At 49.9% G+C, this 22,206-nt stretch carries 24 protein-coding genes; 16 read left to right on the plus strand and 8 right to left on the minus strand.

Features of this window, described 5'->3' with window-relative positions; all coding sequences use genetic code 11:
• Positions 1-5: 5 nt before the first annotated feature.
• Positions 6-1,349 (plus strand): acetyl-CoA carboxylase biotin carboxylase subunit, encoded by a 1,344-nt coding sequence (accC, locus tag LOZ86_RS20615; protein ID WP_039482389.1) that lies wholly within the window; start codon positions 6-8, stop codon positions 1,347-1,349.
• Between the two features lie 157 nt (positions 1,350-1,506).
• Positions 1,507-2,268 carry an AraC family transcriptional regulator gene (locus tag LOZ86_RS20620; protein ID WP_039482392.1) on the plus strand — a complete coding sequence of 254 codons (762 nt, stop codon included), beginning with the start codon at positions 1,507-1,509 and terminating at the stop codon, positions 2,266-2,268.
• Here LOZ86_RS20620 and leuA read toward each other — a convergent pair.
• Together leuA and LOZ86_RS20630 are read right to left on the minus strand one after the other, a co-directional pair.
• Positions 2,258-3,928 carry a 2-isopropylmalate synthase gene (gene leuA, locus LOZ86_RS20625; RefSeq protein WP_039482395.1) on the minus strand — a complete coding sequence of 557 codons (1,671 nt, stop codon included), beginning with the start codon at positions 3,926-3,928 and terminating at the stop codon, positions 2,258-2,260. The two genes, LOZ86_RS20620 and leuA, sit on opposite strands and share 11 nt — an antisense overlap.
• 470 nt (positions 3,929-4,398) lie before the next feature.
• On the minus strand, positions 4,399-4,827 hold the full coding sequence (locus LOZ86_RS20630) for a TOBE domain-containing protein (RefSeq protein WP_039482399.1): 429 nt from the start codon (positions 4,825-4,827) through the stop codon (positions 4,399-4,401).
• A gap of 527 nt (positions 4,828-5,354) precedes the next feature.
• Here LOZ86_RS20630 and LOZ86_RS20635 point away from each other — a divergent pair.
• The 6 genes from LOZ86_RS20635 (at position 5,355) to fis (ending at position 10,497) form a co-directional block, all read left to right on the plus strand.
• Positions 5,355-5,597: a YhdT family protein gene (locus LOZ86_RS20635; protein ID WP_039482401.1), complete on the plus strand. Its 243-nt coding sequence runs from the start codon at positions 5,355-5,357 to the stop codon at positions 5,595-5,597.
• Positions 5,587-7,038: a sodium/pantothenate symporter gene (gene panF, locus LOZ86_RS20640; protein ID WP_039482403.1), complete on the plus strand. Its 1,452-nt coding sequence runs from the start codon at positions 5,587-5,589 to the stop codon at positions 7,036-7,038. The genes LOZ86_RS20635 and panF overlap by 11 nt, the downstream gene beginning before the upstream one ends.
• 17 nt (positions 7,039-7,055) lie before the next feature.
• Positions 7,056-7,943 carry a 50S ribosomal protein L11 methyltransferase gene (gene prmA / locus LOZ86_RS20645; protein WP_230242708.1) on the plus strand — a complete coding sequence of 296 codons (888 nt, stop codon included), beginning with the start codon at positions 7,056-7,058 and terminating at the stop codon, positions 7,941-7,943.
• A 175-nt stretch (positions 7,944-8,118) separates the two neighbouring features.
• On the plus strand, positions 8,119-8,853 hold the full coding sequence (locus LOZ86_RS20650; protein ID WP_039482408.1) for a carbonic anhydrase: 735 nt from the start codon (positions 8,119-8,121) through the stop codon (positions 8,851-8,853).
• A gap of 358 nt (positions 8,854-9,211) precedes the next feature.
• Positions 9,212-10,177, plus strand: coding sequence for a tRNA dihydrouridine synthase DusB (dusB, locus tag LOZ86_RS20655; RefSeq protein ID WP_010300275.1), 966 nt, complete (start codon positions 9,212-9,214; stop codon positions 10,175-10,177).
• A gap of 23 nt (positions 10,178-10,200) precedes the next feature.
• Positions 10,201-10,497 carry a DNA-binding transcriptional regulator Fis gene (gene fis, locus LOZ86_RS20660; RefSeq protein ID WP_005975342.1) on the plus strand — a complete coding sequence of 99 codons (297 nt, stop codon included), beginning with the start codon at positions 10,201-10,203 and terminating at the stop codon, positions 10,495-10,497.
• A gap of 138 nt (positions 10,498-10,635) precedes the next feature.
• Here the strand turns inward: fis and LOZ86_RS20665 are convergent, their stop codons facing one another.
• Complete coding sequence (locus tag LOZ86_RS20665) at positions 10,636-10,827, minus strand: hypothetical protein (RefSeq protein ID WP_226297028.1); 192 nt, start codon at positions 10,825-10,827, stop codon at positions 10,636-10,638.
• Complete coding sequence (locus LOZ86_RS20670; RefSeq protein WP_230242715.1) at positions 10,820-11,008, minus strand: host cell division inhibitor Icd-like protein; 189 nt, start codon at positions 11,006-11,008, stop codon at positions 10,820-10,822. The genes LOZ86_RS20665 and LOZ86_RS20670 overlap by 8 nt, the downstream gene beginning before the upstream one ends.
• Positions 11,009-11,194: 186 nt before the next feature.
• Between LOZ86_RS20670 and LOZ86_RS20675 the strand changes: the two genes are divergently transcribed.
• From LOZ86_RS20675 to LOZ86_RS20685, 3 genes are all read left to right on the plus strand, one after another.
• On the plus strand, positions 11,195-11,380 hold the full coding sequence (locus LOZ86_RS20675) for a YlcI/YnfO family protein (protein ID WP_039507245.1): 186 nt from the start codon (positions 11,195-11,197) through the stop codon (positions 11,378-11,380).
• An 846-nt stretch (positions 11,381-12,226) separates the two neighbouring features.
• Positions 12,227-12,862, plus strand: a complete 636-nt coding sequence (locus tag LOZ86_RS20680; RefSeq protein ID WP_039507244.1) for a hypothetical protein — start codon at positions 12,227-12,229, stop codon at positions 12,860-12,862.
• Complete coding sequence (locus LOZ86_RS20685) at positions 12,855-13,562, plus strand: class I SAM-dependent methyltransferase (protein WP_039507243.1); 708 nt, start codon at positions 12,855-12,857, stop codon at positions 13,560-13,562. Before LOZ86_RS20680 ends, LOZ86_RS20685 begins: the two co-directional genes overlap by 8 nt.
• Positions 13,563-13,711: 149 nt before the next feature.
• On the opposite strand, the gene LOZ86_RS20690 is transcribed toward LOZ86_RS20685, so the two are convergent.
• The 4 genes from LOZ86_RS20690 to LOZ86_RS20705 form a co-directional block, all read right to left on the minus strand.
• Positions 13,712-14,116, minus strand: a complete 405-nt coding sequence (locus tag LOZ86_RS20690; RefSeq protein ID WP_039514218.1) for an ASCH domain-containing protein — start codon at positions 14,114-14,116, stop codon at positions 13,712-13,714.
• Positions 14,117-14,140: 24 nt separating this feature from the next.
• A complete protein-coding gene (locus tag LOZ86_RS20695) occupies positions 14,141-15,286 on the minus strand; it encodes an endonuclease/exonuclease/phosphatase family protein (RefSeq protein WP_039482417.1) in 1,146 nt (381 codons plus the stop codon).
• Between the two features lie 259 nt (positions 15,287-15,545).
• Positions 15,546-16,736 carry an aldo/keto reductase gene (locus LOZ86_RS20700; RefSeq protein ID WP_230242717.1) on the minus strand — a complete coding sequence of 397 codons (1,191 nt, stop codon included), beginning with the start codon at positions 16,734-16,736 and terminating at the stop codon, positions 15,546-15,548.
• Positions 16,737-16,820: 84 nt separating this feature from the next.
• Positions 16,821-17,333 (minus strand): nuclear transport factor 2 family protein, encoded by a 513-nt coding sequence (locus LOZ86_RS20705; RefSeq protein ID WP_181892579.1) that lies wholly within the window; start codon positions 17,331-17,333, stop codon positions 16,821-16,823.
• A gap of 136 nt (positions 17,334-17,469) precedes the next feature.
• On the opposite strand from LOZ86_RS20705, the gene LOZ86_RS20710 reads away from it, so the two are divergent.
• The 5 genes from LOZ86_RS20710 to LOZ86_RS20730 all read left to right on the plus strand — a co-directional run bounded on the left by LOZ86_RS20710 (position 17,470) and on the right by LOZ86_RS20730 (position 22,198).
• Complete coding sequence (locus tag LOZ86_RS20710) at positions 17,470-17,868, plus strand: winged helix-turn-helix transcriptional regulator (RefSeq protein WP_230242719.1); 399 nt, start codon at positions 17,470-17,472, stop codon at positions 17,866-17,868.
• 156 nt (positions 17,869-18,024) lie between these two features.
• Positions 18,025-18,792, plus strand: coding sequence for an amino acid ABC transporter substrate-binding protein (locus tag LOZ86_RS20715; protein WP_039482424.1), 768 nt, complete (start codon positions 18,025-18,027; stop codon positions 18,790-18,792).
• Positions 18,793-18,881: 89 nt separating this feature from the next.
• Positions 18,882-19,547: an amino acid ABC transporter permease gene (locus LOZ86_RS20720; protein ID WP_039482427.1), complete on the plus strand. Its 666-nt coding sequence runs from the start codon at positions 18,882-18,884 to the stop codon at positions 19,545-19,547.
• A 380-nt stretch (positions 19,548-19,927) separates the two neighbouring features.
• Positions 19,928-20,953 carry an amino acid ABC transporter substrate-binding protein gene (locus LOZ86_RS20725; protein ID WP_230242720.1) on the plus strand — a complete coding sequence of 342 codons (1,026 nt, stop codon included), beginning with the start codon at positions 19,928-19,930 and terminating at the stop codon, positions 20,951-20,953.
• Between the two features lie 66 nt (positions 20,954-21,019).
• The gene (locus tag LOZ86_RS20730; RefSeq protein ID WP_039482432.1) at positions 21,020-22,198 is read left to right on the plus strand and encodes an amino acid ABC transporter permease; all 1,179 of its coding nucleotides are present in this window, start codon (positions 21,020-21,022) and stop codon (positions 22,196-22,198) included.
• The last annotated feature ends 8 nt before the right edge of the window (positions 22,199-22,206 follow it).

Consider the following 22,206-nt stretch of genomic DNA (forward strand, 5'->3'; position numbering starts at 1 on the left):
TTATCATGCTAGATAAAATCGTTATCGCTAACCGCGGAGAGATTGCGCTGCGTATTTTGCGTGCCTGTAAAGAACTGGGCATCAAAACCGTCGCCGTTCACTCCAGTGCGGACCGCGATTTGAAACACGTATTGCTGGCGGACGAAACCGTGTGTATCGGCCCGGCTCCGTCAACAAAAAGCTATCTGAATATCCCAGCGATTATTTCCGCTGCGGAAATCACGGGGGCCGTCGCGATTCACCCTGGCTACGGTTTCCTGTCCGAAAATGCGGATTTTGCCGAGCAAGTTGAACGCTCCGGCTTTATTTTCATCGGCCCGAAAGCCGACACGATTCGCCTGATGGGCGATAAAGTGTCTGCCATCACCGCCATGAAAAAAGCGGGTGTTCCAACCGTACCAGGCTCTGATGGCCCTCTGACCGACGACATGGACGCTAACCGTGTTCATGCAAAACGCATCGGCTATCCGGTCATCATCAAAGCCTCTGGCGGCGGCGGCGGTCGTGGTATGCGCGTCGTGCGCAGCGACAAAGAGCTGGAACAATCCATCAACATGACCCGTGCGGAAGCCAAAGCGGCTTTCAACAACGACATGGTTTACATGGAAAAATATCTGGAAAACCCACGTCACGTGGAAATTCAGATTCTGGCTGATGGTCAGGGCCACGCCGTCTATCTGGCCGAGCGTGACTGTTCCATGCAGCGCCGCCACCAGAAAGTGGTGGAAGAAGCGCCAGCACCGGGCATTACGGACGAACTGCGTCGCAATATCGGCGATCGCTGCGCCAAAGCCTGTATCGATATCAACTATCGTGGTGCAGGTACGTTTGAGTTCCTGTACGAAAACGGTGAGTTCTACTTCATTGAAATGAACACCCGTATTCAGGTGGAACATCCGGTAACCGAAATGATTACCGGCGTGGATCTGATCAAAGAGCAGCTGCGCATCGCTGCCGGTCAGCCGCTGTCCATCAAGCAGAAAGACGTCAAGGTTCGCGGCCATGCGGTGGAATGCCGTATCAATGCGGAAGACCCGAACTCGTTCCTGCCAAGCCCAGGTAAAATCACGCGTTTCCACGCGCCGGGTGGCTTTGGTGTCCGTTGGGAATCGCATATTTACGCCGGTTATACCGTACCGCCGTATTACGATTCCATGATCGGCAAGCTGATCACCTACGGTGAAACGCGCGAAATCGCGATTTCCCGTATGAAGAACGCGCTGGCCGAACTGATCATCGATGGCATCAAAACCAACATCGAACTTCAGATGAAGATCATGAGCGACGAAAACTTCCAGAGAGGTGGTACGAACATCCACTATCTGGAGAAGAAACTCGGCTTGCAGTAAATACTGCCCAATCGAGTCAAAAGGCCAGCTTATGCTGGCCTTTGTTATTTAGGCCTTCGAGTCGTCATGCCGCTCGCAAACACTGACTAGCACAAGCAGCCCGCGAGTAAACGAGGTAGGATATCTCATCTTTTTAGGATGAGAGGGTGGGTGCGGAGTGACAAAACAATCCGATTTTGATTTCTCGTGCAGACCATTAATTCCGTACGCACACAACTATAATCACGGGGATTATGAGAGCTGGCACACTCACCGTTGCGCCCAGTTAATTCATACGCTTAGCGGGGTTATTCGGGTTGAAACCCAACAGGGAATCTGGGTGGTTCCTCCCTCGCGTGGGGTATGGATACCCGCAGATATTCCACATGCCTTACATATTGTGGGTGAAGTTAAGGCCAGAGTGCTTTTTGTCGAACCGCTGGCCAGAGCAGACCTCCCTGTTATCTGTCAGGTCGTGGGGATAACGCCTTTATTACGCGAACTCATCATCAATGTCCTGACACTTCCCGCGAATTATGAACTGGGAAGTCGGACCGAACGTATTTATGAACTCATCCTTGATGAAATACGTTTGATGAATACGCTTCCTTTTTGTCTTCCTGAGCCGATTTCTGAGCGTCTGAAATTATTGTGTCATACCGTCCGTCAGGCCCCCTATGAAGTTTGGACCGTTGCCAAGGCTGCCGAGCAAGTCAACGTCAGCGTAAGAACACTCAGCCGACATTTTTATCAGCAAACTGGCATGCAATTCAGTGAGTGGGTTCGTCGCGCGCGTTTGCTGATTGCGCTAACGCGTCTGGCACAGGGCGAACAAGTCACCCGAGTGGCGCTTGATTTAGGCTACGCCAACCCGGGAGCCTTCAGTGCCATGTTTCGCAGAGTCATGGGCGTGACACCCGGCAATTACTTCAACCCCTAATCAAGCGCTCTGCAGCATTCAGCATCGCTTGCAAAGAGGCTCGGGTAACATCGCTGTCAATGCTGACACCCCATGCACATTCACCCGTATGGTTCTGACAGCACACATAAGCCACAGAACGGCTGTCACTACGCTGACCTAACGTGTGTTCCTGATAGCTCACAATATTAAGGTCTGCTTTCACCTCTCGGCAAAGTGCCGTCATTCCCGCAGAGAGAAAACCGTTTCCTGCGCCCTTCAAATTCAATTTTTTCTCACGGAAAATGATTTCAGCTGAAAGCGTTGTGTTCTGCCCAAGCTGATTATCGCAGGTATATTTAGTTAACCGAATCGGCGGTAATTCGACTAAACCGTAGGCCTCACGAAAGAGTATCCAGACAGCCATCTGCGACATTTCTTTCCCCTCAGATTCAGACGCGTTCTGTACCAGCAGACTGAATGCCTTCTGAAGTTGACGAGGCAGGATGAGGCCATGGTTTTGCTCAAGCAGCCAGGCAGCACCGCTTTTTCCTGACTGGCTGTTTACGCGGATAACGGCCTCGTAACTGCAACCGATGTCTTCAGGATCGAGCGGAAGATAGGGAATTTCCCATAATGGCGAGGCCGAATGCTGTCGTGCTGCAAACCCTTTTTTAATCGCATCTTGATGCGACCCGGAAAAAGCCGTAAAAGCGAGTTCTCCGGCATAAGGATGGCGTGGCGCGACGGGGAGTTGATTACACTCCTCAACCACTTCCACCACCTTCTTCATGTGGCTGAAATCAAGTTCAGGGGAGATTCCCTGCGTGTAAAGATTAAGCGCCAGAGTTACTAAATCGACATTGCCGGTCCGTTCTCCATTGCCAAACAGGCAGCCTTCCACTCTTTCAGCGCCAGCCAGTAACGCAAGTTCAGCGCAGGCAATGCCTGTGCCACGGTCATTATGCGGATGCACACTGATACAGACCTTATCCCTACGGGAAAAATGTCGGCAAAAATACTCTATCTGATCGGCATACACATTGGGCGTGTTGACCTCAACAGTCGCTGGAAGGTTGATGATCATGGGACGGCACGCATCAGGTTCCCAGACATCGGCGACAGCCTCGCAAATCTGAAGCGCGAAATCAGGCTCGGTAAAGCAGAACGTTTCTGGCGAATATTGAAAGGTCCAGTCCGTCTCCTGCGCCTCAGCACATAACCGACGGATCTGCTTCGTTGCATTGACCGCAAGCTGAATAATTTCATCGCGTGTCTGACGGAACACCACATCCCTGAAAATCGGCGCAGTCGCGTTATATAAGTGAAGGGTTGCGCGATGTACGCCACTCAGCGATTCAAAGGTACGCGCAATCAAATCTTCTCGTGCCTGCGTTAAAACCTGAATTGTCACATTCTGCGGAATACGCTTTTCTTCAATCAATAAGCGAACAAAATTAAAATCAGTTTGTGAAGCAGACGGAAAAGCGACTTCAATCTCTCTGAATCCGCAGGCAATCAGCAGATCCCAAAATTTCAGTTTACGCATTTCATTCATCGGCTCAGCAAGCGCCTGATTACCGTCCCGTAAATCGGTGGAAAGCCAACGTGGAGGTTGGATTAATGTATTGTCGGGCCATTGCCGATCTTTTAGGTCAATCGGTGGATGCGCTTTGTATTTCGATGAAGGGTTATTCAACATGATCGGGCTCCTTTTAATGGAACCCCAGTGTTATCCAGAGAGCCATGAGCACGCTCATCTGGAGGTGACAACTGATGACGCAAAAGTGACAATCATTAAACCGTTCGGCTCCTTTGCTGCATTTTTCCCTCGAAAAAACCGTCACACTCACTCCCTGTTGGCGCTCGTGGTAAAACGTTCTCTCGCCAAATAATGCGTACATTGCAACTGGCATTCGCTGAGAGACAGAGCGTCTCTCATTTCATCCCGATGAGCTTATTTAAATAAGTCATTCTGAGAGTGACGAATCATCCAGATCACATTTCCAGTGATACCTGACGTGGGTCATTTGAACAGCAAAATAAGGGATATTTTACGCGGGGATACATCAGAAGGGAGAACGCATTTACGATAAAAAATAAGCCGATAAACCCGTATAAGTCGGTCGTTTATCGGCTGGGCGCGGTATCATTCGCTAAAGAAATCGGCAATTATTTCCGGGTAGCCAGAATAATACTGGATGCTTTAACCAGAGCGATTAATTCGCTGCCCACCTCAATGTTCATCTCTTCCAGACTTTCATTGGTAACGGTTGAGGTCAGCGTTAACCCACCAGCAGTCACCAGTTGTACTGTCGAGTTGACGGCACCTTTCGTAACAGAACTCACCTTACCGTGAAACTGATTGCGGGCAGCAAAATTCAAACCACATTCGGCGGATGCCAGAATGACCCAAGGGGCCTTCACCAACGCAATGGCTGGTTTGCCAACGGCAAGGTCCATAGACTGACAGCTGGCTCGTGTAATCACCGTCGTTAACTTATCCCCACTTTCCAGGGTCAATGCGACTTCATTGTTTACCGCACCTTCAACAATGGAAGACACAACACCCGAAAGCTGATTTCTTGCTGAAACTGACATAACGACTCCTTTGGTTCATTTTTAACATAAAGTAACGACTAAATAATCCAGACAGCAGGAAGTCGCGATACGATAATTACCTGATGCACAACAGAGCCAATATCGTTGGCGCTATTATTACTTTCCTTTCATATCGCAACTATTCCACTCAGGAATAACTGACGATAAATAATAGCCTCATAGTAAACGTTCTCTTGAGAAAATTATGCGATGTGACGTCCATCATTCGCCAATTACCTCAAGATCAATAAATCAAGATACTCATTTAGTATTGTTTTATGGCGAGATAGATTTTATTTCCGTCTTGCTCTGTTGCTCACCAGACCGAAATAGACCCGTCGTACTTCCTTTTTAACACCTATCGCAAAGCAGGCTTTTTCTGCCAGAGAATGCGTACCCCGCGACAGGCTTTTACGCTGATGGCGTAATTCTTACTAGTCAATTGGCCCACATGCCGTAAAATTCCCGCTTTCGTCATCACGACGTTCATAACAATACCCATTCCCCCATTTACGGTGGAGCAGAACATGGATACACGCTTTCCTCAGGCGCACAAAGAGGCCCGCTGGGCTTTTGGCCTGACGCTGGTTTATTTATTGGCCTGGGTGCTTGCCGCCTATTTGCCTGATAACACACAAGGGATCACCGGCCTTCCACACTGGTTTGAGATGGCCTGCCTGCTGCTGCCGCTCGTGTTTACGCTGCTGTGCTGGCTGATGGTGCGCGTCATTTTCCGCGATATCTCACTGGAGAGTGACGATGCAAATTGAAATTTTATTGCCGCTGATTGGCTATCTGCTGCTGGTGTTCGGGCTGTCGGTCTATGCGTACCGTCGCCGTCAGGCGGGTAACTTTCTTAACGAGTATTTCCTCGGCGGCCGCTCAATGGGCGGGTTTGTTCTGGCGATGACGCTGATCGGCACTTACGTCAGCGCCAGCTCTTTTATCGGCGGGCCGGGTGCCGCGTATAAATATGGGCTGGGCTGGGTGCTGCTTTCGATGATCCAGCTCCCTACCATGCTGCTATCGCTCGGGATTTTGGGGAAAAAATTCGCCATTTTGGCGCGACGCTACAACGCCATCACGCTGAACGACATGCTGTACGCCCGCTATAACAGCCCACTGCTGGTGTGGTTTGCCAGTATCAGCCTGCTGGTCGCGTTTATCGGCGCTATGGCCGTGCAATTCATCGGCGGCGCACGCCTGCTGGAAACTGCGGCGAACATTCCTTACGACATCGGCCTGCTGATTTTCGGCGTCACTATTGCGCTGTACACCACGTTTGGCGGCTTCCGCGCCAGCGTGCTCAATGATGCAATGCAGGGCATCGTGATGCTGATCGGCACCGTCATCCTGCTGGTGGGCGTGATCTATGCCGCCGGCGGCCTGCATAGCGCAGTGGATAAGCTGCAACAGATTGATCCGATGCTGGTGTCGCCGCAGGGCAGCAACGGTATTCTGTCGATGCCGTTTATGGCTTCATTCTGGGTGCTGGTCTGCTTCGGCGTCATCGGCCTGCCAAACACCGCCGTGCGCTGTATCTCTTATCGCGACAGCAAAGCGCTGCACCGCGGAATTATCATCGGCACGATCGTCATCGGCATTCTGATGCTAGGCATGCATCTGGCTGGTGCGCTGGGCCGCGCAGTGATGCCAGATCTGACGATTCCCGATCAGGTGTTACCGGCGCTGATGGTCACCGTACTACCGCCGCTGGCCGCTGGGATCTTTCTCGCTGCGCCAATGGCCGCTATCATGTCCAACATTAATGCGCATCTGCTTCAGGCCTCCGCCACGATCGTCAAAGATCTCTATCTCAGCGTACGTCCGCAGCAGATCCATAACGAACGTCGCATCAAGATCCTGTCCAGCATGACCACCCTGCTGTTGGGCCTGCTGGTGCTGCTGGCCTCCTTACGGCCACCGGATATGATCATCTGGCTGAACCTGCTGGCGTTTGGCGGGCTGGAAGCGGTGTTCCTGTGGCCGCTGGTGCTGGGTCTGTATTGGGAACGCGCGAATGCAGCGGGCGCGCTTAGCGCCATGTTCACCGGGGCGATTTGCTATACCTTACTGGCTAGCTTCAATCTTCAGCTGGCTGGATATCACCCGATTGTGCCATCGCTGTTACTCAGCCTGATGGCGTTTATTATTGGCAACCGCTTTGGTCATAACCCACCAGCGTCGGTTGCCGCTTCATCTTCACTTTAAATGTAATAGAGACTGCTATGCCGTGGATTCAACTAAAAATAAACACCTCAGGAAAGGTTGCTGAACAACTGGGTGACGTCATGATGGAAAGCGGTGCGGTATCCGTTACGTTTCAGGATACGCACGATACCCCCGTGTTCGAGCCGCTGCCGGGCGAGACCCGCCTGTGGGGCGATACCGACGCGATTGCGCTGTACGATGCCGAAACCGATATGAATGTGGTTATCGCGATGCTGGAGCAAGAGCCGCTGCTGGGCGTTGGTTTTAAACACAAAATCGAACAGCTGGAAGACAAAGACTGGGAACGCGAGTGGATGGATAACTTCCACCCGATGCAGTTCGGCAAACGTCTTTGGATTTGCCCAAGCTGGCGTGACATTCCTGACCCAACGGCCGTCAACGTGATGCTCGATCCCGGTCTGGCATTTGGCACCGGCACCAATCCAACGACCGCACTGTGCCTGCAATGGCTCGACGGGCTGGATCTGGAAGGGAAAACCATCATCGATTTCGGCTGCGGTTCCGGCATTCTGGCGATTGCCGCCCTGAAACTGGGTGCAGCACGCGCCATCGGGATTGATATCGATCCGCAGGCAATTCAGGCCAGCCGCGATAACGCGCAGCGCAACGGTGTTTCCGAGCGTCTTGAGCTTTATCTGCCGAAAGACCAGCCTACCGACCTGTCTGCCGATGTCGTCGTTGCCAACATCCTTGCTGGCCCGCTGCGCGAACTGGCTCCGCTGATTAGCGATTTGCCAAAAGCAGGCGGTCACCTCGGCCTGTCCGGTGTACTGGCCACGCAGGCTGAAGGCGTCGCAGAAGCGTACGCAGACAAGTTCACGCTTGACCCAGTAGCTGAACGCGAAGAGTGGTGCCGCATTACCGGCCAACGCCGCACATCGTAATCACGTTACCCCGCTAGTCCCGCCCACCGTATATGCAACGGTGGGCACCTTTCTTCCTGCTATATCTCACGATTGATCCCAATAAACAGGCGTATTATTCGGCTCGGCAAGCGACTGGACGTCACCTGCGCCCGGCGCTTAACGATGCCATATCATTATTTTCAAGGGATGAAAAATGAAAGGTAAACTCTCTATCGTATTGATGTTATCCGCCTGCTCTTCCGCCTTGGCAGCCGATCCGGTGCACTGGGGCTACGAAGGCAACGGCGATCCGGCACACTGGGGAAAATTGTCTCCAGACTTCTCGCTATGTGAAACCGGTAAAAATCAATCTCCCATCAATATCCGGCAAGCGCTGGATGCCCAGCACGACCCTTTACAGCTGGCTTTCCAGTCTGGGACACAGCAAATTATCAACAACGGGCATACCGTTCAGGTTAACGTTGGCTCGGGGAATACGCTGGTATTGGATAACGAGACATTCACCTTGCAGCAGTTTCACTTTCACGCACCGAGCGAGAATGAAATTGATGGTAAGCAGTTCCCGCTGGAAGGCCATTTTGTCTATAAAGACGCCGCTGGCGCGCTCACCGTTATTGCGCTGATGTTTCAGGAAGGAGAGGCCAATCTGCCGTTAGCCACGACCTGGCAGCAGATTCCGGCTCAGGTTAATCAGACAGAGGACGTGCGCACGCCGATCGCGATTCAGAGCCTATTACCGACATCATTAAACTACTATCGGTTTAGCGGGTCGCTCACTACGCCACCTTGCTCAGAAGGCATTCGCTGGCTCGTACTGGATCACCCCGTCACTGCCTCTGCCGATCAGATAAACCAGTTCCGCTCGGTCATGCATCACGCCAATAACCGCCCCACACAGCCGCTTAATGGCCGAGTCATCATCCATTAAGCCACTCCGCGAGGCTGGTCAGACTGTTCTGTCGGCCAGCCTCAGGTCAATCAGCACCCTTTTTTGCCATATTAACCAACGCATTTCACTGATAAAGCATTGATAGCCTGCTGTATCTTCACCAAAAATGACCGCGCTTGCAGATAAAATTCTGTAAACAGATGATTATTTTCCAGCACAAAAAATCGACATAAAAATATAACTAATTGTTAAATATGAATAATATTTTTATACGGCTTTATGAAGTGCATTTTCATTGATCGATAGCCGTAAATTGGTCAAAGTTTGGCCTTTCATCTGACGTAAAAAATGCGTAATATACGCGCCCTTGCAGGCACAGTATGGTCAATTTTTGTCTATGCACATTGGACAATTTCAGCTTAGTAATCGCTTGATAGCAGCCCCAATGGCTGGTATTAGCGATCGCCCATTTAGAGCACTCTGTCATGCGATGGGCGCTGGAATGACCGTGTCTGAAATGCTTTCTTCCAACCCGGAAGTGTGGCGTTCAGACAAGTCGCGTTTGCGAATGGTTCATAGCGATGAACCGGGTATCAGAGCCGTGCAGATTGCCGGTTGTGACCCCGATGAGATGGCGGCGGCAGCGAGAATCAACGCTGATTCCGGCGCACAGATCATCGACATCAATATGGGCTGCCCAGCGAAGAAGGTGAACCGCAAGATGGCAGGATCTGCGTTGTTGCAGTATCCGGATTTGGTCAAACAAATCCTCTCTACGGTAGTGAAAGCGGTAGACGTACCGGTAACACTGAAAATCCGAACCGGTTGGGCACCAGAGCACCGCAACTGTGTAGAAATTGCCAAATTGGCTGAAGACTGTGGGATTCAGGCGTTAACCATTCACGGACGCACGCGTGCGTGCCTGTTCAATGGTTTCGCCGAATACGACAGCATTCGGGCAGTTAAGCAGGCCGTTTCCATTCCTATTATTGCGAATGGCGACATTACAGACCCGCATAAAGCCAGAGCGGTTCTTGACTACACTGGGGCTGACGCCCTGATGATAGGACGAGCCGCTCAGGGAAGACCCTGGATCTTTCGGGAAATCCAGCATTATCTGGACACAGGGGAGTTGCTGGCACCAATGCCGTTGGCAGAGGTTAAGCGCTTGTTGATCGAGCACATACGGGAATTGCACGACTTTTATGGTCCAGGCAAGGGATTTCGTATCGCTCGTAAGCACGTATCCTGGTATCTCCAGGAGCATGCCCCAAACGACCAGTTTAGGCGCACATTCAACGCCATTGAGGATGCCAGCGAGCAGCTGGAGGCGTTGAAGGCATATTTTGAAAATCTTGCGTAAACAGAAAAAGAGCTGACAGAACTATGTTCGAACAACGCGTGAATTCTGACGTACTGACCGTTTCCACTGTAAACTCTCAGGCTCAGGTAACCCAAAAACCCCTGCGCGACTCGGTTAAACAGGCACTGAAGAACTATTTTGCTCAATTGAACGGTCAGGATGTAAGTGACCTGTATGAGCTGGTACTGGCTGAAGTTGAACAGCCACTGTTGGACATGGTGATGCAATACACCCGCGGTAACCAAACCCGCGCCGCCCTGATGATGGGCATCAACCGCGGTACTCTGCGTAAGAAATTGAAAAAATACGGCATGAACTGATACTAATCAGTTAAGCATTTGAAAAAAGGCGCTTTACCTCTTGGGTTAAGCGCCTTTTTCTTTGCCCTCAATTAAGGTAGCAACGGCCTTAACGTGGACGGTCTGAGCGGTGGCATCTGCGAGATGGGGAATCCGCTATTAATGGCTCATACCCTCTTGTTGATCCGTTTCCGACGCGTGAAAGAGTCGGTGCAGGTTGTCTAACCGCTCTGCTAACACGAACGTTAAAATCTCTTTCGATTCTGGATGGTTCAATTCAACAATCGCATAAGCCAGCGCACGACACTGATCGAGTGCTTCTTCTGGCTCTAACGGCGTGTTATCAAACATGGCGAACCTCCTGAATGGGCAGGCGACCTGCGAAGACCATGACATGACCATCAGGGGAATGCTCTCGCGCCTGATGTTCTGTGGTAGCGATAATATGGACCACGGATTGGGACGATGCACCCAGAGCAAGAAAGCGATACTGAAATTCGGGGCGAGTTTGGGTAAACTGGATATCAGCCATAGTGTTAGCTCCTATAACATTGTGGTTAGAGGCCCGGTTAGTGCTCCAACACTGCCGAGCTTCGCATTTTATAGGTGAATCGCACCTATGCAGCTAACACTACTCCCAAGTGAATCGCACCTCAAGGTGTTTTTTAGAATTATTTTTACGTATACTGAATCGCACTTAGTACATGGAGATCCAGCAATGGCAACGGGTTCAATTAACAACAAATCACAGCAGTTGAATGCAAGGTTCCCGCACGATGTTGTTGCTGAAATGGAAAGCAGCCTTGAAGATGGCGAAACAAAGGCGCAATTCATCATCACCGCAGTAAAAGGTGAGATCAAACGCCGCCAGCGCAAGCAGCCTAAAGATGGGTCCAGAGACTGAAGGTTGTTGCGGGTAGTGTAGGCTGTTCTGATTCAGGTTTAATCTGGCTGTTAGGTCAGGTGCTGGCAATATCCAAACTCGCCTTTCTTTTGTCAGTTTAATCGCAAAATTGCTGGCTAAATTCACAGTAGTGCTGACTGAATAACAATTAGCACACATCAGGCACTACCTGTACGGATTTTATTTTAGTTATTTCAAACATAATCTCTTGAAATAGAAGTACATTAACGTTATTTTGTTATGATTAAGCTCATAGAAGAAGACAGAGAAATTCTCGCCTTACAGGCATGGTTCCTTCTATTAAACCTTTTCTGAGCAATTTCATATACAATGCCTGAAGCTACTATTTTACCGATGCCTACACTTGCAGTGTGAAGTCTCATCTCCACTAACAGGTATTAGTTAACGTAATATCTGCGACCGCTTTGCCTATTTCATCGGGCCACAGTTAGCAAAAGACAGCGTAGCCAACTATTACGCAGACATTGAATAAAATAGAAAGAAGCGAGTGAAGTAAAAACTATCATCAATGAGTTTCAAGTGGTATAGATAGCTACTTATCTGATTGTCTAGTGCCGTGATAAACTATCAGTCCGCGAGGCAATCTCATTGTCGCTGAAGTGAAGAAAGCTTTGCGCTAAATAGAGAGAATTAAGATGGTTCACCATGAGCATGCTTGTGGCTATGTAGTCAGGGGATTTATGGAAATTCGCTGGAAAACAGAAATATACAACACTGCGGCATCTTAATAAATACCATAATAGCAATGAGAGATTATTAAAAATTGACATAGGCACTACCTAATATCTGAAAAATTTCGAGCATCGATAAAATTAAAGGATAGAAATGCAAAGCTTAGTAAAATATACACTTTATTTATTTTTATGGATCACTGGGCTAACTGCAGTCATGACACTTTCGGGAATTGCTTATGCTTGGTTTTTTTCAGAACCGAAAGAACTTGCACATTTAGAACTACTAATTGGCTCAGTGATTATTGAAGTAATAGCTGTAATTGTGATGCTTGCAAAAAAAGGAATGAAATACCTTCCAGATACACAAACAGATAAAGCACCCAATGACACGCTAAAATTCATGGCAGATTTCATTTCCACCGGAACTAGTGCAACAGTTGTAAGTAATAGAGTTTCATGGCTTGCTGGAAACGATAATCTGATATCTATTCTTCAATCCAAGATTGAGAACGGGACGCGTATTGAAATTATTACACCGAAGGAAGTTCCTGAATTACTTAAGCAAAACCTCACCGGAGCTTCTTTTATCGTCACAAAAGAGAATACCTCACCAGAAGCAAGGTTTACTTTAGTAAATGGGGACCGTAGTGGTGCTGAAAAACTTGCTATTGCGAGAGGAGTTCACCCTGACCATGAAATAACCATTTTTGACAATAACTCAGGCCCTCAAATAATTGCAATGGCAAAGGACATCATTAGAAAATCAAAGGAGCTAGCAAATGCCTAATAGATGGAATAACGTAGCAAAAATACGTAGACATCAAATTGAATCTGGTTCTGACTTGACATTCAATAAGGTTTTTAGACCTCTAATTATAAAGTGCATTCAAAGTTTATCTCCGAAAAATATTCTTGAAGTTGGCGCAGGAACTGGGCACCTATCTAAGGATTTATCCAATCTAGGTCTGACCGTAACTGCTATCGAACCATCTTTAGGGATGTATGAAGTAGCACGAGATGTGTTGTCTCCCACTGATGTAAAATTGATTAATTGTACATCATTAGAATTAGGGAAAGACATCATTTACGATATAGCTTTTTCACATTTAGTCGCACACGTCGTTGATGACTTAACAGTTTTTTTTGAGTCAATTGGTCAGCACTTAGATCGGGGCGGTTATTTTATTTTTTCCATTCCGCACCCTTGCTTTTATAACGAATATAAGAATTTCCTTGGGGATGATTACAATTATATGATACAAATGAAAAAGAATGTGTCATTTACTATTACTAAAGATTCAGAAAATATAATAAGTGGCGTTCCTTATCATCACCGCCCTTTATCTGAATACTTTAATAAGCTGGTGGCAACAGGGTTTTCAATTTACGGTTTTGATGAAATTTATCCAAGTGATGAAATACAAGCCATGTATGGAACAAAGTGGGAGTCACCTCGTTACTGCGTTTTCACATGCAAAAAACTCTAACGCAACACTACTGTCGGACAATTTAGCGCTACAGTCATAATTTTCCGTACTACAGGCGTTTAAAATCTGCAATTCGCTCTCACCCGACAGTGAAATTTAGCCACACATTCCCACAAAACACAGTCGGGTTTATCAGCAGCTAACCCAAATCAAAAGACCTCAACCAGCTCAAACTCTTCAAACACCAGCAGCATATCTGGGGCGAAAGAGCCTCCTCTTTCAAAAAACGCCTGATGCGCTTGCTGCCAGAAAGCCAGGCTTTTGTCGCCTTCGCCCTCTTTCGCCGCCATCTCCGCCGTCACATCACAGTAGCGCACCAGCGTTAACGAGCGCGTCTGGATGACGCAGGAAGGCTGCCCAGCGCCGTCCAGAACGATGTTGTAATCGCCTACCTGCGGCGTTTCTTCATTTTTGAACATGTGATACGAACTACAGGTTGCCGTTTTATGCCCTGCCCGCACCAGTTGCAAAAGCTCATCCGCCAGCTCGGGGCTGTCGCCGAACGACCAGCGCAGCGCGTCTGGGTACTTCTCCAATCCTTGTTTATGACTCATCATCTTTCTCTTCTTATACGGCTATCAGGTAATATCCACTTCCACCCAGAGCGCGGCATGGTCGGACGCCGCTGTGTCCCATGATGTCACTTCTGGTAGTGGCGTAACGGGTTCCGCACCCTCTTTGGCGGCAATTTTGTCGATATTATAAATACCCCGACGTTCGATTCCCCACGCCACCACCGCCTGATGCAGCGGTGCAGATAGGAAAATGTAGTCCAACTGATTTAACCGTGCACCTTTCTTTCCGCCAGCGAAATAGTAGGTGTAGCGCTCTTTTTCCGGGCGTTCAGGGTCGATAACCGGGTGTAAATCTGACAGAGAAAACAGCGGAGCCAAACTGTGCCAGGGATTTGACGAATCCTCGTTCAAATCACCGAGAATGACCACGTAGTCCTTCTTGAGATCGTAAGTCTGTTGGACAATCTCCGCGACGCGTTCGGCCTGATCGCGGCGCTTCTCCGCCCCACGCTGCCGCTCTTCTTCCGTTTGACCACTCTGGCTTTTGAAATGGTTACACAGAATATAAATCGGCTGTTTAAGGCCAGCATCCAGCGTGACCTCAAGGCAATCACGGCTAAAGACGGGATCGAAGCGCTTTCCAGCATCAAAAATATGCGTGCGGAGCTGGGCAATCCGATAACGCGTCAGGCAGGCAACATCAATGCCGCGTGGGTCATTCGGGCTGTCGATCATCACGAACTGGCTGAATTTATGTTCCCCCAGCACCTGATTGTTGAAATCACGCAGGACATCCATGTTTTCGACTTCAACGGCGCACAGGATGTCGGCGTTAAGCAGGGAGATAATCTTGCCCGTATTCTTACGTTGCTGACTGCTGAACTCCTGCGCCTTAAAGACGATTTCGCCGATCCAATCCCCGCGACCACGGCAGCTTTTATTGATCCTAAATCCGGTGCCAGCGTCCTCTTTTTTCCATCGCCCCAGCGTGCCTGCATCGGTGCGAATATCAATATAAGGGTGCAGTGCGATAGACAAGCGGAACACCTGATCTTTCAGGGCATCACCGTATTGGGGCTGTTCGAGAAGGTGCTGAAGCTGCCTGACCTGTTGCAATAAGGCATCAATTTGCTGGGAATCAGGGAGGTTGAGAATCGCGGTACGGTGGAACAGGTTCTCAACGTTATAGCTGGCGATGCGGATTTTCATTGTTGTCTCCTTAACGGATAACGACAGAAGCAATAGTCCTCTTTAAGAGTAGGCTTCTATTGTGACAACCACGCTAGGGTGTTTATCTTTAAACCGTTACATCACAGCGTAGAAAGTAAAAATACGTGATGATAAAACCCACCATATAGAACGGTGGTAATAGGTAATTGCCCTGGTGAAGGCGCATTGTTCAACGACCCTATTATCACCGTTTGTATTCAACAAACCCAATGCGACGATCTGATGCTTCTTATCAAAATCAGGTGGGTATCGGCGCATCGGCCGTGATTAACTTCTGTTCCCTGAGCTCGTCCCAAAAGCCTTTTGGAATACTTACTTTCATCGACTGGATATTGGCTTCGACCTGCCCTGGAGCACGAGCACCAGGAATAATGGCCGATACGATTGACGGTGCAGCAGCAAATTGAAGCGCCGCAGTACGAATATCAATACCGTGCCGATCCGCGATAGAGGCTAAACGAGCCCGCTTCTCAACGACGCCAGGAGGAAGATCATTGCTGAAGTGGTAACGATTTCTCCCCCCCAGAAAACCGTCGTTAAGCGGCGTACCAACCGTCACCGTAATGCCTTTTTTCGCCAAAGCCGGAAACGTTTTAGTCAGTGTTTCCTGATGGTCGATAATACTGTACTGGCAGGCAAGTAAAACAATATCCGGTGTTGGCCCCTTGTCCAACGTCGCCGCCATCACGGCAGCGTCACCGCGGTTGATACCGAACCCCCAGGCTTTGATGAGCCCTTCCGAACGCATCCGTTCCAGCTCAGCCATCGCACCGTTACGCGCAATCTCAAATGATGTCGTCCACGGCGTAGGCAACTCGGTATTATCCGGGCTGAGATCGTGGATGTAGACGATATCAATACTGGACAACCCTAACCGTTGCAGACTGTCCTCAACAGAGCGTCGGGCGCCTGCCGCGGTATAATCATACTCATAAGAAAAGTTGAGTTTGTCCGCCCATAGTGAATCAGGCAGCGGCGTTCGACTGGGATGAAAAATACGCCCCACTTTTGTAGAAACAAGGTATTGATCGCGCGGCTTGTCACGCAGGAACCTCCCGAGCCGATGTTCGGAAAGGCCGTGACCGTAGAAAGGTGAAGTATCGTAGTAGCGAACACCGCCGTCCCACGCGGCTTGTAGCGTAGAGTGTGCCTGCTCATCACTGATAGGGGCGAAAATATTGCCAATCTGTGTGCCCCCCAGACCGAAGCGGAAAGGTGTCCGATAACGGATATCCTTCGTTGCAGGGGCATTGAGTGGTAATGCCGTACCTGTAACCCTGCCACGCGTCGGCAACACCGTTCCCTGCACCGTCAGGGGTTGAAAAGCTGAAATAACCCCATTCGCATTATCCGTTTGAGCAAACGCACGCCCTGTTGCCACAAGAGCGGCACTTCCAGCAGCCAGCTTCAGAAAATTTCTGCGTTCCATACTGAATACCTCTTCGTCGATGCCTATTGATGATTGATTGCGCGATACCCACGACAGAAAAACTGCGTAAGACTGCCTTTTCATTCAACGTAAATCAGGGGCTTCTCCCAGTAACGCCGGATCCCAATGCTCTACCGCTTTACCGTCTTTAATACGCCACGTGTCATACCATGTTGTGGTATAGGAACCCCCTGCGACTTTCGGGTCACGAACGGTGCGCGGATAAAGCACCGTAACCAGATCGCCTTCCGCTACCACGGCAATGATTTTCATATTTAGCCGTTCAGGGAGCGGCTGAGGCTTAACCTTGAGCACCTTGGTAAAGTAATCAACAACCGCGTCACGACCGCTCTGTGCATTCGGGTTATGTTGTAAGTATTCAGCAGACAGGAGCTCATCGGCTTTCTCCCAATGGCCTGCGTCAAGCAACTCGCGGAGGATATGGTAAACCACCTGCTTGTTTGCGTTTAGTGCTGGGTCTGGACTGGTAAACAACGCCTCAGGGTTACGGGAAACAGACGCTGGTGTTTGAGCGTATACGGAGCCGATCGTTAGGCTTAATCCCAGTGTTGCCGTCAGGAACAGCGTCTTTATCATAAAAATCACCTTGCTATTTAGTGGTAGGGAATCGGTGGTATCAGGAAATAACATTGGGGATAATTACGGTGTAGTTAACTTTTTTACAAGTACGCACCAAAAAGTTAGTGTGATATGACTGAATCAGGAGAGACACATGACGACAGAATCCTCACCATGTTTTACCTGCGCTGACGTTATGGCGGAAGCGTGCCCATCACGAACCAGTCTGCGTGATGTGACGAGCCGCTGGGGGGTATTAGTGCTGTTGGCACTACGTGAGCGCACCTATCGATTCAGTGAACTACGGCGAACAGTGGGCGGCGTTAGCGAAAAGATGCTGGCGCAAACGCTACAAACGCTGGAGCATGACGGTTTTGTTTTGCGCGTATCACATCCCGTTATCCCGCCGCATGTCGATTACTCGTTAACGCCAATGGGCAGAGAAGTGAGCAAACTTGTCGAGGGGCTGGCCCTATGGATAGAGGGCAATCTCCCCTCCATTTTACAGGCCCAAAACACCTCAAATGAGGCGGATAGTCTGTTCACGCAGTAAGGTGAGCAACATCGCCAAAACGACGCAAAGCCACTATATTCACTTCTGATATAAACCATCACACAACGTGATTTATAAACAGATGTTTTGTCGCGTAGATTCTTTATTAACAAAAGTTATAAGCGCATCACTGCACACCACTCACAGGAATTCATAATGAAAAAAATACGTTTTGCTTTACTGACCAGCGCCCTGCTTGCTACCAGCGTATTCGCTCATGCAGATGACCTTAGCGCCATCAAGTCCGCAGGGGTTATCAAGATCGGCACGGAAGGCACCTACGCGCCTTATACCTATCATGATAAATCAGGCCAGCTGGTTGGCTTCGATGTGGATATTGGCCGTGCGGTGGCAGAAAAGCTCGGCGTGAAAGCCGAGTTTATTGAAGGACGTTGGGACGGGTTAATCGCCGGTATTGATGCCAAGCGCTACGATGTGGTCATCAATCAGGTTGGCGTAACCAAGGAGCGTCAGGCCAAGTATGATTTCTCCAAGCCTTATATCGATTCCAAAGCGGTGCTGGTTGTCCGTGGCGATAACACCACCATCAAAGATTTTAGCGATCTGAAAGGCAAAAAATCTGCCCAGAGCCTGACCAGTAATTACTCTAAGCAAGCCACCAGCTACGGTGCGGACATTGTGCCGACGGACGGTTTTAACCAGTCTCTGGATCTTGTGCTCAGCGGCCGTGCCGACGCCACGTTAAACGACAATCTGTCATTCCTGGATTTCAAAAAGCAGAAACCGGATGCCAACGTGAAGATTGCGGCAACCTCAAAAGACGGTGAACCTTCCGCGATTCTGGTGCGTAAAAATCAGGAACCACTGGTGGAAGCATTGAATAAAGCTCTGGATGAAATTAAAGCAGACGGCACCTATAAAACGATATCTGTGCGATACTTCGGGGAGGATGTTTCTCAATAATCGCACTGTTATCAGAGCGCGTTGTCCTCAATATGATGGTCATCAGCGCGCTCTGTGATTAGCGCATACCGTTATCGGAGCTCGTTTTCATGCCGCCTTGGCTACAACTCATGGCAGACTCCTTCTGGAGTCTGCTGTCTGCAGGACTTAAATTTACCGTCCCTCTGGCTATTCTGTCTTTCATCTTTGGCTTAAGCCTCGGCATTATCACCGCGCTGGTTCGCCTTTATGGCCCAAAGCCGCTGAAATGGCTGGGTGATTTCTACGTTTGGGTTATCCGTGGCACACCGTTACTGGTGCAGCTTTTCCTGATTTTTTATGGGCTACCCAGCGCGGGCATCACTCTGGATGCCTTCCCTGCCGCACTCATTGGTTTCACCATCAGCGTGGGTGCCTATAGCTCGGAGATCGTGCGCGGAGCCATCTTGTCTGTCCCGAAAGGCCAATGGAATGCCGCCTATTCTCTCGGCATGAATGGAAAGCAGGCGATTCGCTGGGTGATCTTCCCGCAGTCCGTTTTCGTGTCGCTGCCACCGCTCTCCAATACGTTTATTTCCTTAATCAAGGATACGTCGCTGGCCGCCGTCATCACCGTGCCAGAGATGTTTTTATCTGCCCAACGTATCGTTTCCGTTACCTATGAACCCTTGATTCTGTACGTCGAGGCTGCGCTGATTTACCTGATGTTTAGCACCGTGCTAAGCCAGCTACAGGTAAAGCTCGAAAAGTATTATCAGCGCCACATCACGCACTAGCACCTCCCGCATCAGCCCACGCCATCCGCTGGGCTGATGACACTACCGCGTTCCCGACCTCTCCCTGCTCAACGGGCAATCCCATCGCTGGCAAGCCTGAGATGCCTCACGATCTCCATTTTGACGCACTAAAACAGGGCGCATCGGCCTCTTTGCATTTGTCACGGTGCGTACATACCCAATTAGAATTACCTACTTAGATCTATAAGCATTCCTTTTCGTCTTCATTATCAAGCAAATATAAAATTGGCATTTTATTTGCTTTGCTCTGCTCTGCTCACGTCGGCATACCGACAGACAGGTATGGTGCACCTCATTGTGCACCGCAACACAACTGTGTACTGCAACAACAGCAGATAACTCTAGACGCTAGGATGATTATGAAAAGAATAGTGATTTCTACTCTGGTTGCTGGCGCGTCACTCTTTGCCGCAATCAATCAAGCCCATGCGGGTGCAACGCTGGACGCCATTCAGAAGAAAGGATTTGTGCAATGCGGTATCAGTGATGGCTTGCCCGGCTTTTCCTATGCGGACGCCAGCGGCAAATACTCCGGTATTGATGTTGACGTGTGCCGCGGCCTTGCCGCCGCCGTATTCGGCGATGCCAATAAAGTTAAATACACACCGCTGACGGCAAAAGAACGCTTCACTGCGCTGCAATCCGCCGAAGTCGATGTGCTATCACGTAACACCACCTGGACGTCTTCCCGTGACAGCGGCATGGGCATGCTCTTTACCGGCGTGACCTACTACGACGGCATCGGTTTCCTAACGCACAACAAAGCGGGCTTAACCAGCGCCAAAGAGCTGGACGGCGCAACCGTCTGCATTCAGGCGGGTACGGATACCGAACTGAACGTCGCTGACTATTTCAAAACCCCTAAAATGCAGTACACCCCCGTCACGTTCGACCGCTCTGATGAAAGCGCCAAAGCGCTGGAGTCTGGCCGTTGCGATACGCTGGCATCAGACCAGTCACAGCTGTACGCACTGCGTATCAAGCTGAGCAAACCTGCTGAATTCATCGTCCTGCCAGAAGTGATTTCCAAAGAGCCGCTGGGTCCAGTGGTACGCCGTGGTGATGAAGAGTGGTTCGCGATCGTACGCTGGACGCTGTTCGCCATGCTGAATGCTGAAGAGATGGGTGTAACCTCGAAAAACGTCGACCAGTTGGCAGCAAAACCCACGACGCCAGATATGTCCCACTTGCTGGGTCACGAAGGCAGCTACGGTAAAGATCTCAAATTACCGAATGATTGGGCCTTCAAAATCATCAAACAGGTCGGTAACTACGGCGAAATCTTTGAACGTAATGTCGGTATAGGCAGCGAGTTGAAAATTAAGCGCGGCCTGAACGAACTGTGGAACAAAGGCGGTCTCCAGTACGCGCCAGCGGTACGTTAATTATCAGAAAACCCCGGGCGCAGTGGATTGCTGCGCCCCTCAGTACCCCCGTTTCGAGGTTCAAGCATGCTACAACGCCCAACCGTAAAAGGTGATTTATCACTGACTAATCCAGCGGTGCGCGCCTGGCTGTATCAAATTGTCGTTGTTATCGCTGTATTGGCTGTCGCAGCCTACCTGTTGCACAACACCGTGACCAATCTGGCACAAAGGGGCATTACCTCTGGCTTCGATTTTCTAAATAAAAGCGCCGGCTTTGGCATCGTCCAGCACCTGATTGACTATCAACAAGGCGACACCTACGCCCGCGTTTTTCTTGTTGGGCTATTCAACACGCTGCTGGTTTCGGCGTTGTGTATCGTGTTTGCGTCGATTCTCGGCTTCACTGTTGGCCTGGCACGACTGTCTGACAACTGGCTGCTACGAAAAATATCCAACATTTACATTGAGATATTCCGTAACATTCCGCCGTTGTTGCAGATCTTTTTTTGGTATTTTGCCGTACTGCGGAATCTACCGGGGCCACGCCAGTCAATTAGCGCGTTTGATGTCGCCTTCCTCAGCAACCGGGGTTTTTATCTGCCATCTCCTGAAATGGGGCCGGGCGCCGCGGCATTTTTTCTTTCTCTGCTGATCGTATCGGTCGTGACATGGCGCGTATTTCGACGTAACCAGCGCTATCACGCCTTAACCGGCCAACCGCGCAAAACCTGGCCGCTGACGTTAGGCCTGTTACTTGTGCTGTACGCACTCAGCCACCTGATTTTTGGCCCCGCCTTTCACTGGAATATGCCGGAATTAAAGGGATTTAACTTTCGCGGCGGCATGGTGCTGATCCCTGAGCTGGCGGCGTTAACCGTCGCTCTGTCGGTCTACACGTCATCATTTATTGCCGAGATCATTCGTTCAGGCATTCAATCGGTTTCCCACAGTCAACACGAAGCCGCGCGTTCTCTCGGCTTACCGAATCCCGTTACGCTACGCAAAGTGATCCTTCCACAGGCTCTGCGCATCATCATTCCTCCACTGACCAGCCAGTACCTCAATATTGTGAAGAACTCGTCGCTGGCTGCCGCCATTGGCTATCCCGATATGGTGTCGCTGTTCGCAGGAACCGTGCTGAATCAGACCGGTCAGGCTATTGAAACCATCGCCATTACCATGTCGGTTTACCTCATTATCAGCCTGCTGATCTCGCTGCTGATGAATCTGTATAACCGCAAAATCGCGTTAGTCGAACGCTAAGAGGACGT

This window comes from Pectobacterium parvum (assembly GCF_020971565.1).
Lineage (GTDB): Bacteria > Pseudomonadota > Gammaproteobacteria > Enterobacterales > Enterobacteriaceae > Pectobacterium > Pectobacterium polare.

Excerpts from the sequence above, each read along its gene's own strand:
- accC (WP_039482389.1), top strand. The coding sequence starts at position 6 with ATGCTAGATAAAATCGTTATCGCTAACCGCGGAGAGATTGCGCTGCGT.
- leuA (WP_039482395.1), bottom strand. The coding sequence starts at position 3,928 with ATGTTGAATAACCCTTCATCGAAATACAAAGCGCATCCACCGATTGAC.
- LOZ86_RS20630 (WP_039482399.1), bottom strand. The coding sequence starts at position 4,827 with ATGTCAGTTTCAGCAAGAAATCAGCTTTCGGGTGTTGTGTCTTCCATT.
- LOZ86_RS20635 (WP_039482401.1), top strand. The coding sequence starts at position 5,355 with ATGGATACACGCTTTCCTCAGGCGCACAAAGAGGCCCGCTGGGCTTTT.
- panF (WP_039482403.1), top strand. The coding sequence starts at position 5,587 with ATGCAAATTGAAATTTTATTGCCGCTGATTGGCTATCTGCTGCTGGTG.
- prmA (WP_230242708.1), top strand. The coding sequence starts at position 7,056 with ATGCCGTGGATTCAACTAAAAATAAACACCTCAGGAAAGGTTGCTGAA.
- LOZ86_RS20650 (WP_039482408.1), top strand. The coding sequence starts at position 8,119 with ATGAAAGGTAAACTCTCTATCGTATTGATGTTATCCGCCTGCTCTTCC.
- dusB (WP_010300275.1), top strand. The coding sequence starts at position 9,212 with ATGCACATTGGACAATTTCAGCTTAGTAATCGCTTGATAGCAGCCCCA.
- fis (WP_005975342.1), top strand. The coding sequence starts at position 10,201 with ATGTTCGAACAACGCGTGAATTCTGACGTACTGACCGTTTCCACTGTA.
- LOZ86_RS20665 (WP_226297028.1), bottom strand. The coding sequence starts at position 10,827 with ATGTTTGATAACACGCCGTTAGAGCCAGAAGAAGCACTCGATCAGTGT.
- LOZ86_RS20670 (WP_230242715.1), bottom strand. The coding sequence starts at position 11,008 with ATGGCTGATATCCAGTTTACCCAAACTCGCCCCGAATTTCAGTATCGC.
- LOZ86_RS20675 (WP_039507245.1), top strand. The coding sequence starts at position 11,195 with ATGGCAACGGGTTCAATTAACAACAAATCACAGCAGTTGAATGCAAGG.
- LOZ86_RS20680 (WP_039507244.1), top strand. The coding sequence starts at position 12,227 with ATGCAAAGCTTAGTAAAATATACACTTTATTTATTTTTATGGATCACT.
- LOZ86_RS20685 (WP_039507243.1), top strand. The coding sequence starts at position 12,855 with ATGCCTAATAGATGGAATAACGTAGCAAAAATACGTAGACATCAAATT.
- LOZ86_RS20690 (WP_039514218.1), bottom strand. The coding sequence starts at position 14,116 with ATGAGTCATAAACAAGGATTGGAGAAGTACCCAGACGCGCTGCGCTGG.
- LOZ86_RS20695 (WP_039482417.1), bottom strand. The coding sequence starts at position 15,286 with ATGAAAATCCGCATCGCCAGCTATAACGTTGAGAACCTGTTCCACCGT.
- LOZ86_RS20700 (WP_230242717.1), bottom strand. The coding sequence starts at position 16,736 with ATGGAACGCAGAAATTTTCTGAAGCTGGCTGCTGGAAGTGCCGCTCTT.
- LOZ86_RS20705 (WP_181892579.1), bottom strand. The coding sequence starts at position 17,333 with ATGATAAAGACGCTGTTCCTGACGGCAACACTGGGATTAAGCCTAACG.
- LOZ86_RS20710 (WP_230242719.1), top strand. The coding sequence starts at position 17,470 with ATGACGACAGAATCCTCACCATGTTTTACCTGCGCTGACGTTATGGCG.
- LOZ86_RS20715 (WP_039482424.1), top strand. The coding sequence starts at position 18,025 with ATGAAAAAAATACGTTTTGCTTTACTGACCAGCGCCCTGCTTGCTACC.
- LOZ86_RS20720 (WP_039482427.1), top strand. The coding sequence starts at position 18,882 with ATGCCGCCTTGGCTACAACTCATGGCAGACTCCTTCTGGAGTCTGCTG.
- LOZ86_RS20725 (WP_230242720.1), top strand. The coding sequence starts at position 19,928 with ATGAAAAGAATAGTGATTTCTACTCTGGTTGCTGGCGCGTCACTCTTT.
- LOZ86_RS20730 (WP_039482432.1), top strand. The coding sequence starts at position 21,020 with ATGCTACAACGCCCAACCGTAAAAGGTGATTTATCACTGACTAATCCA.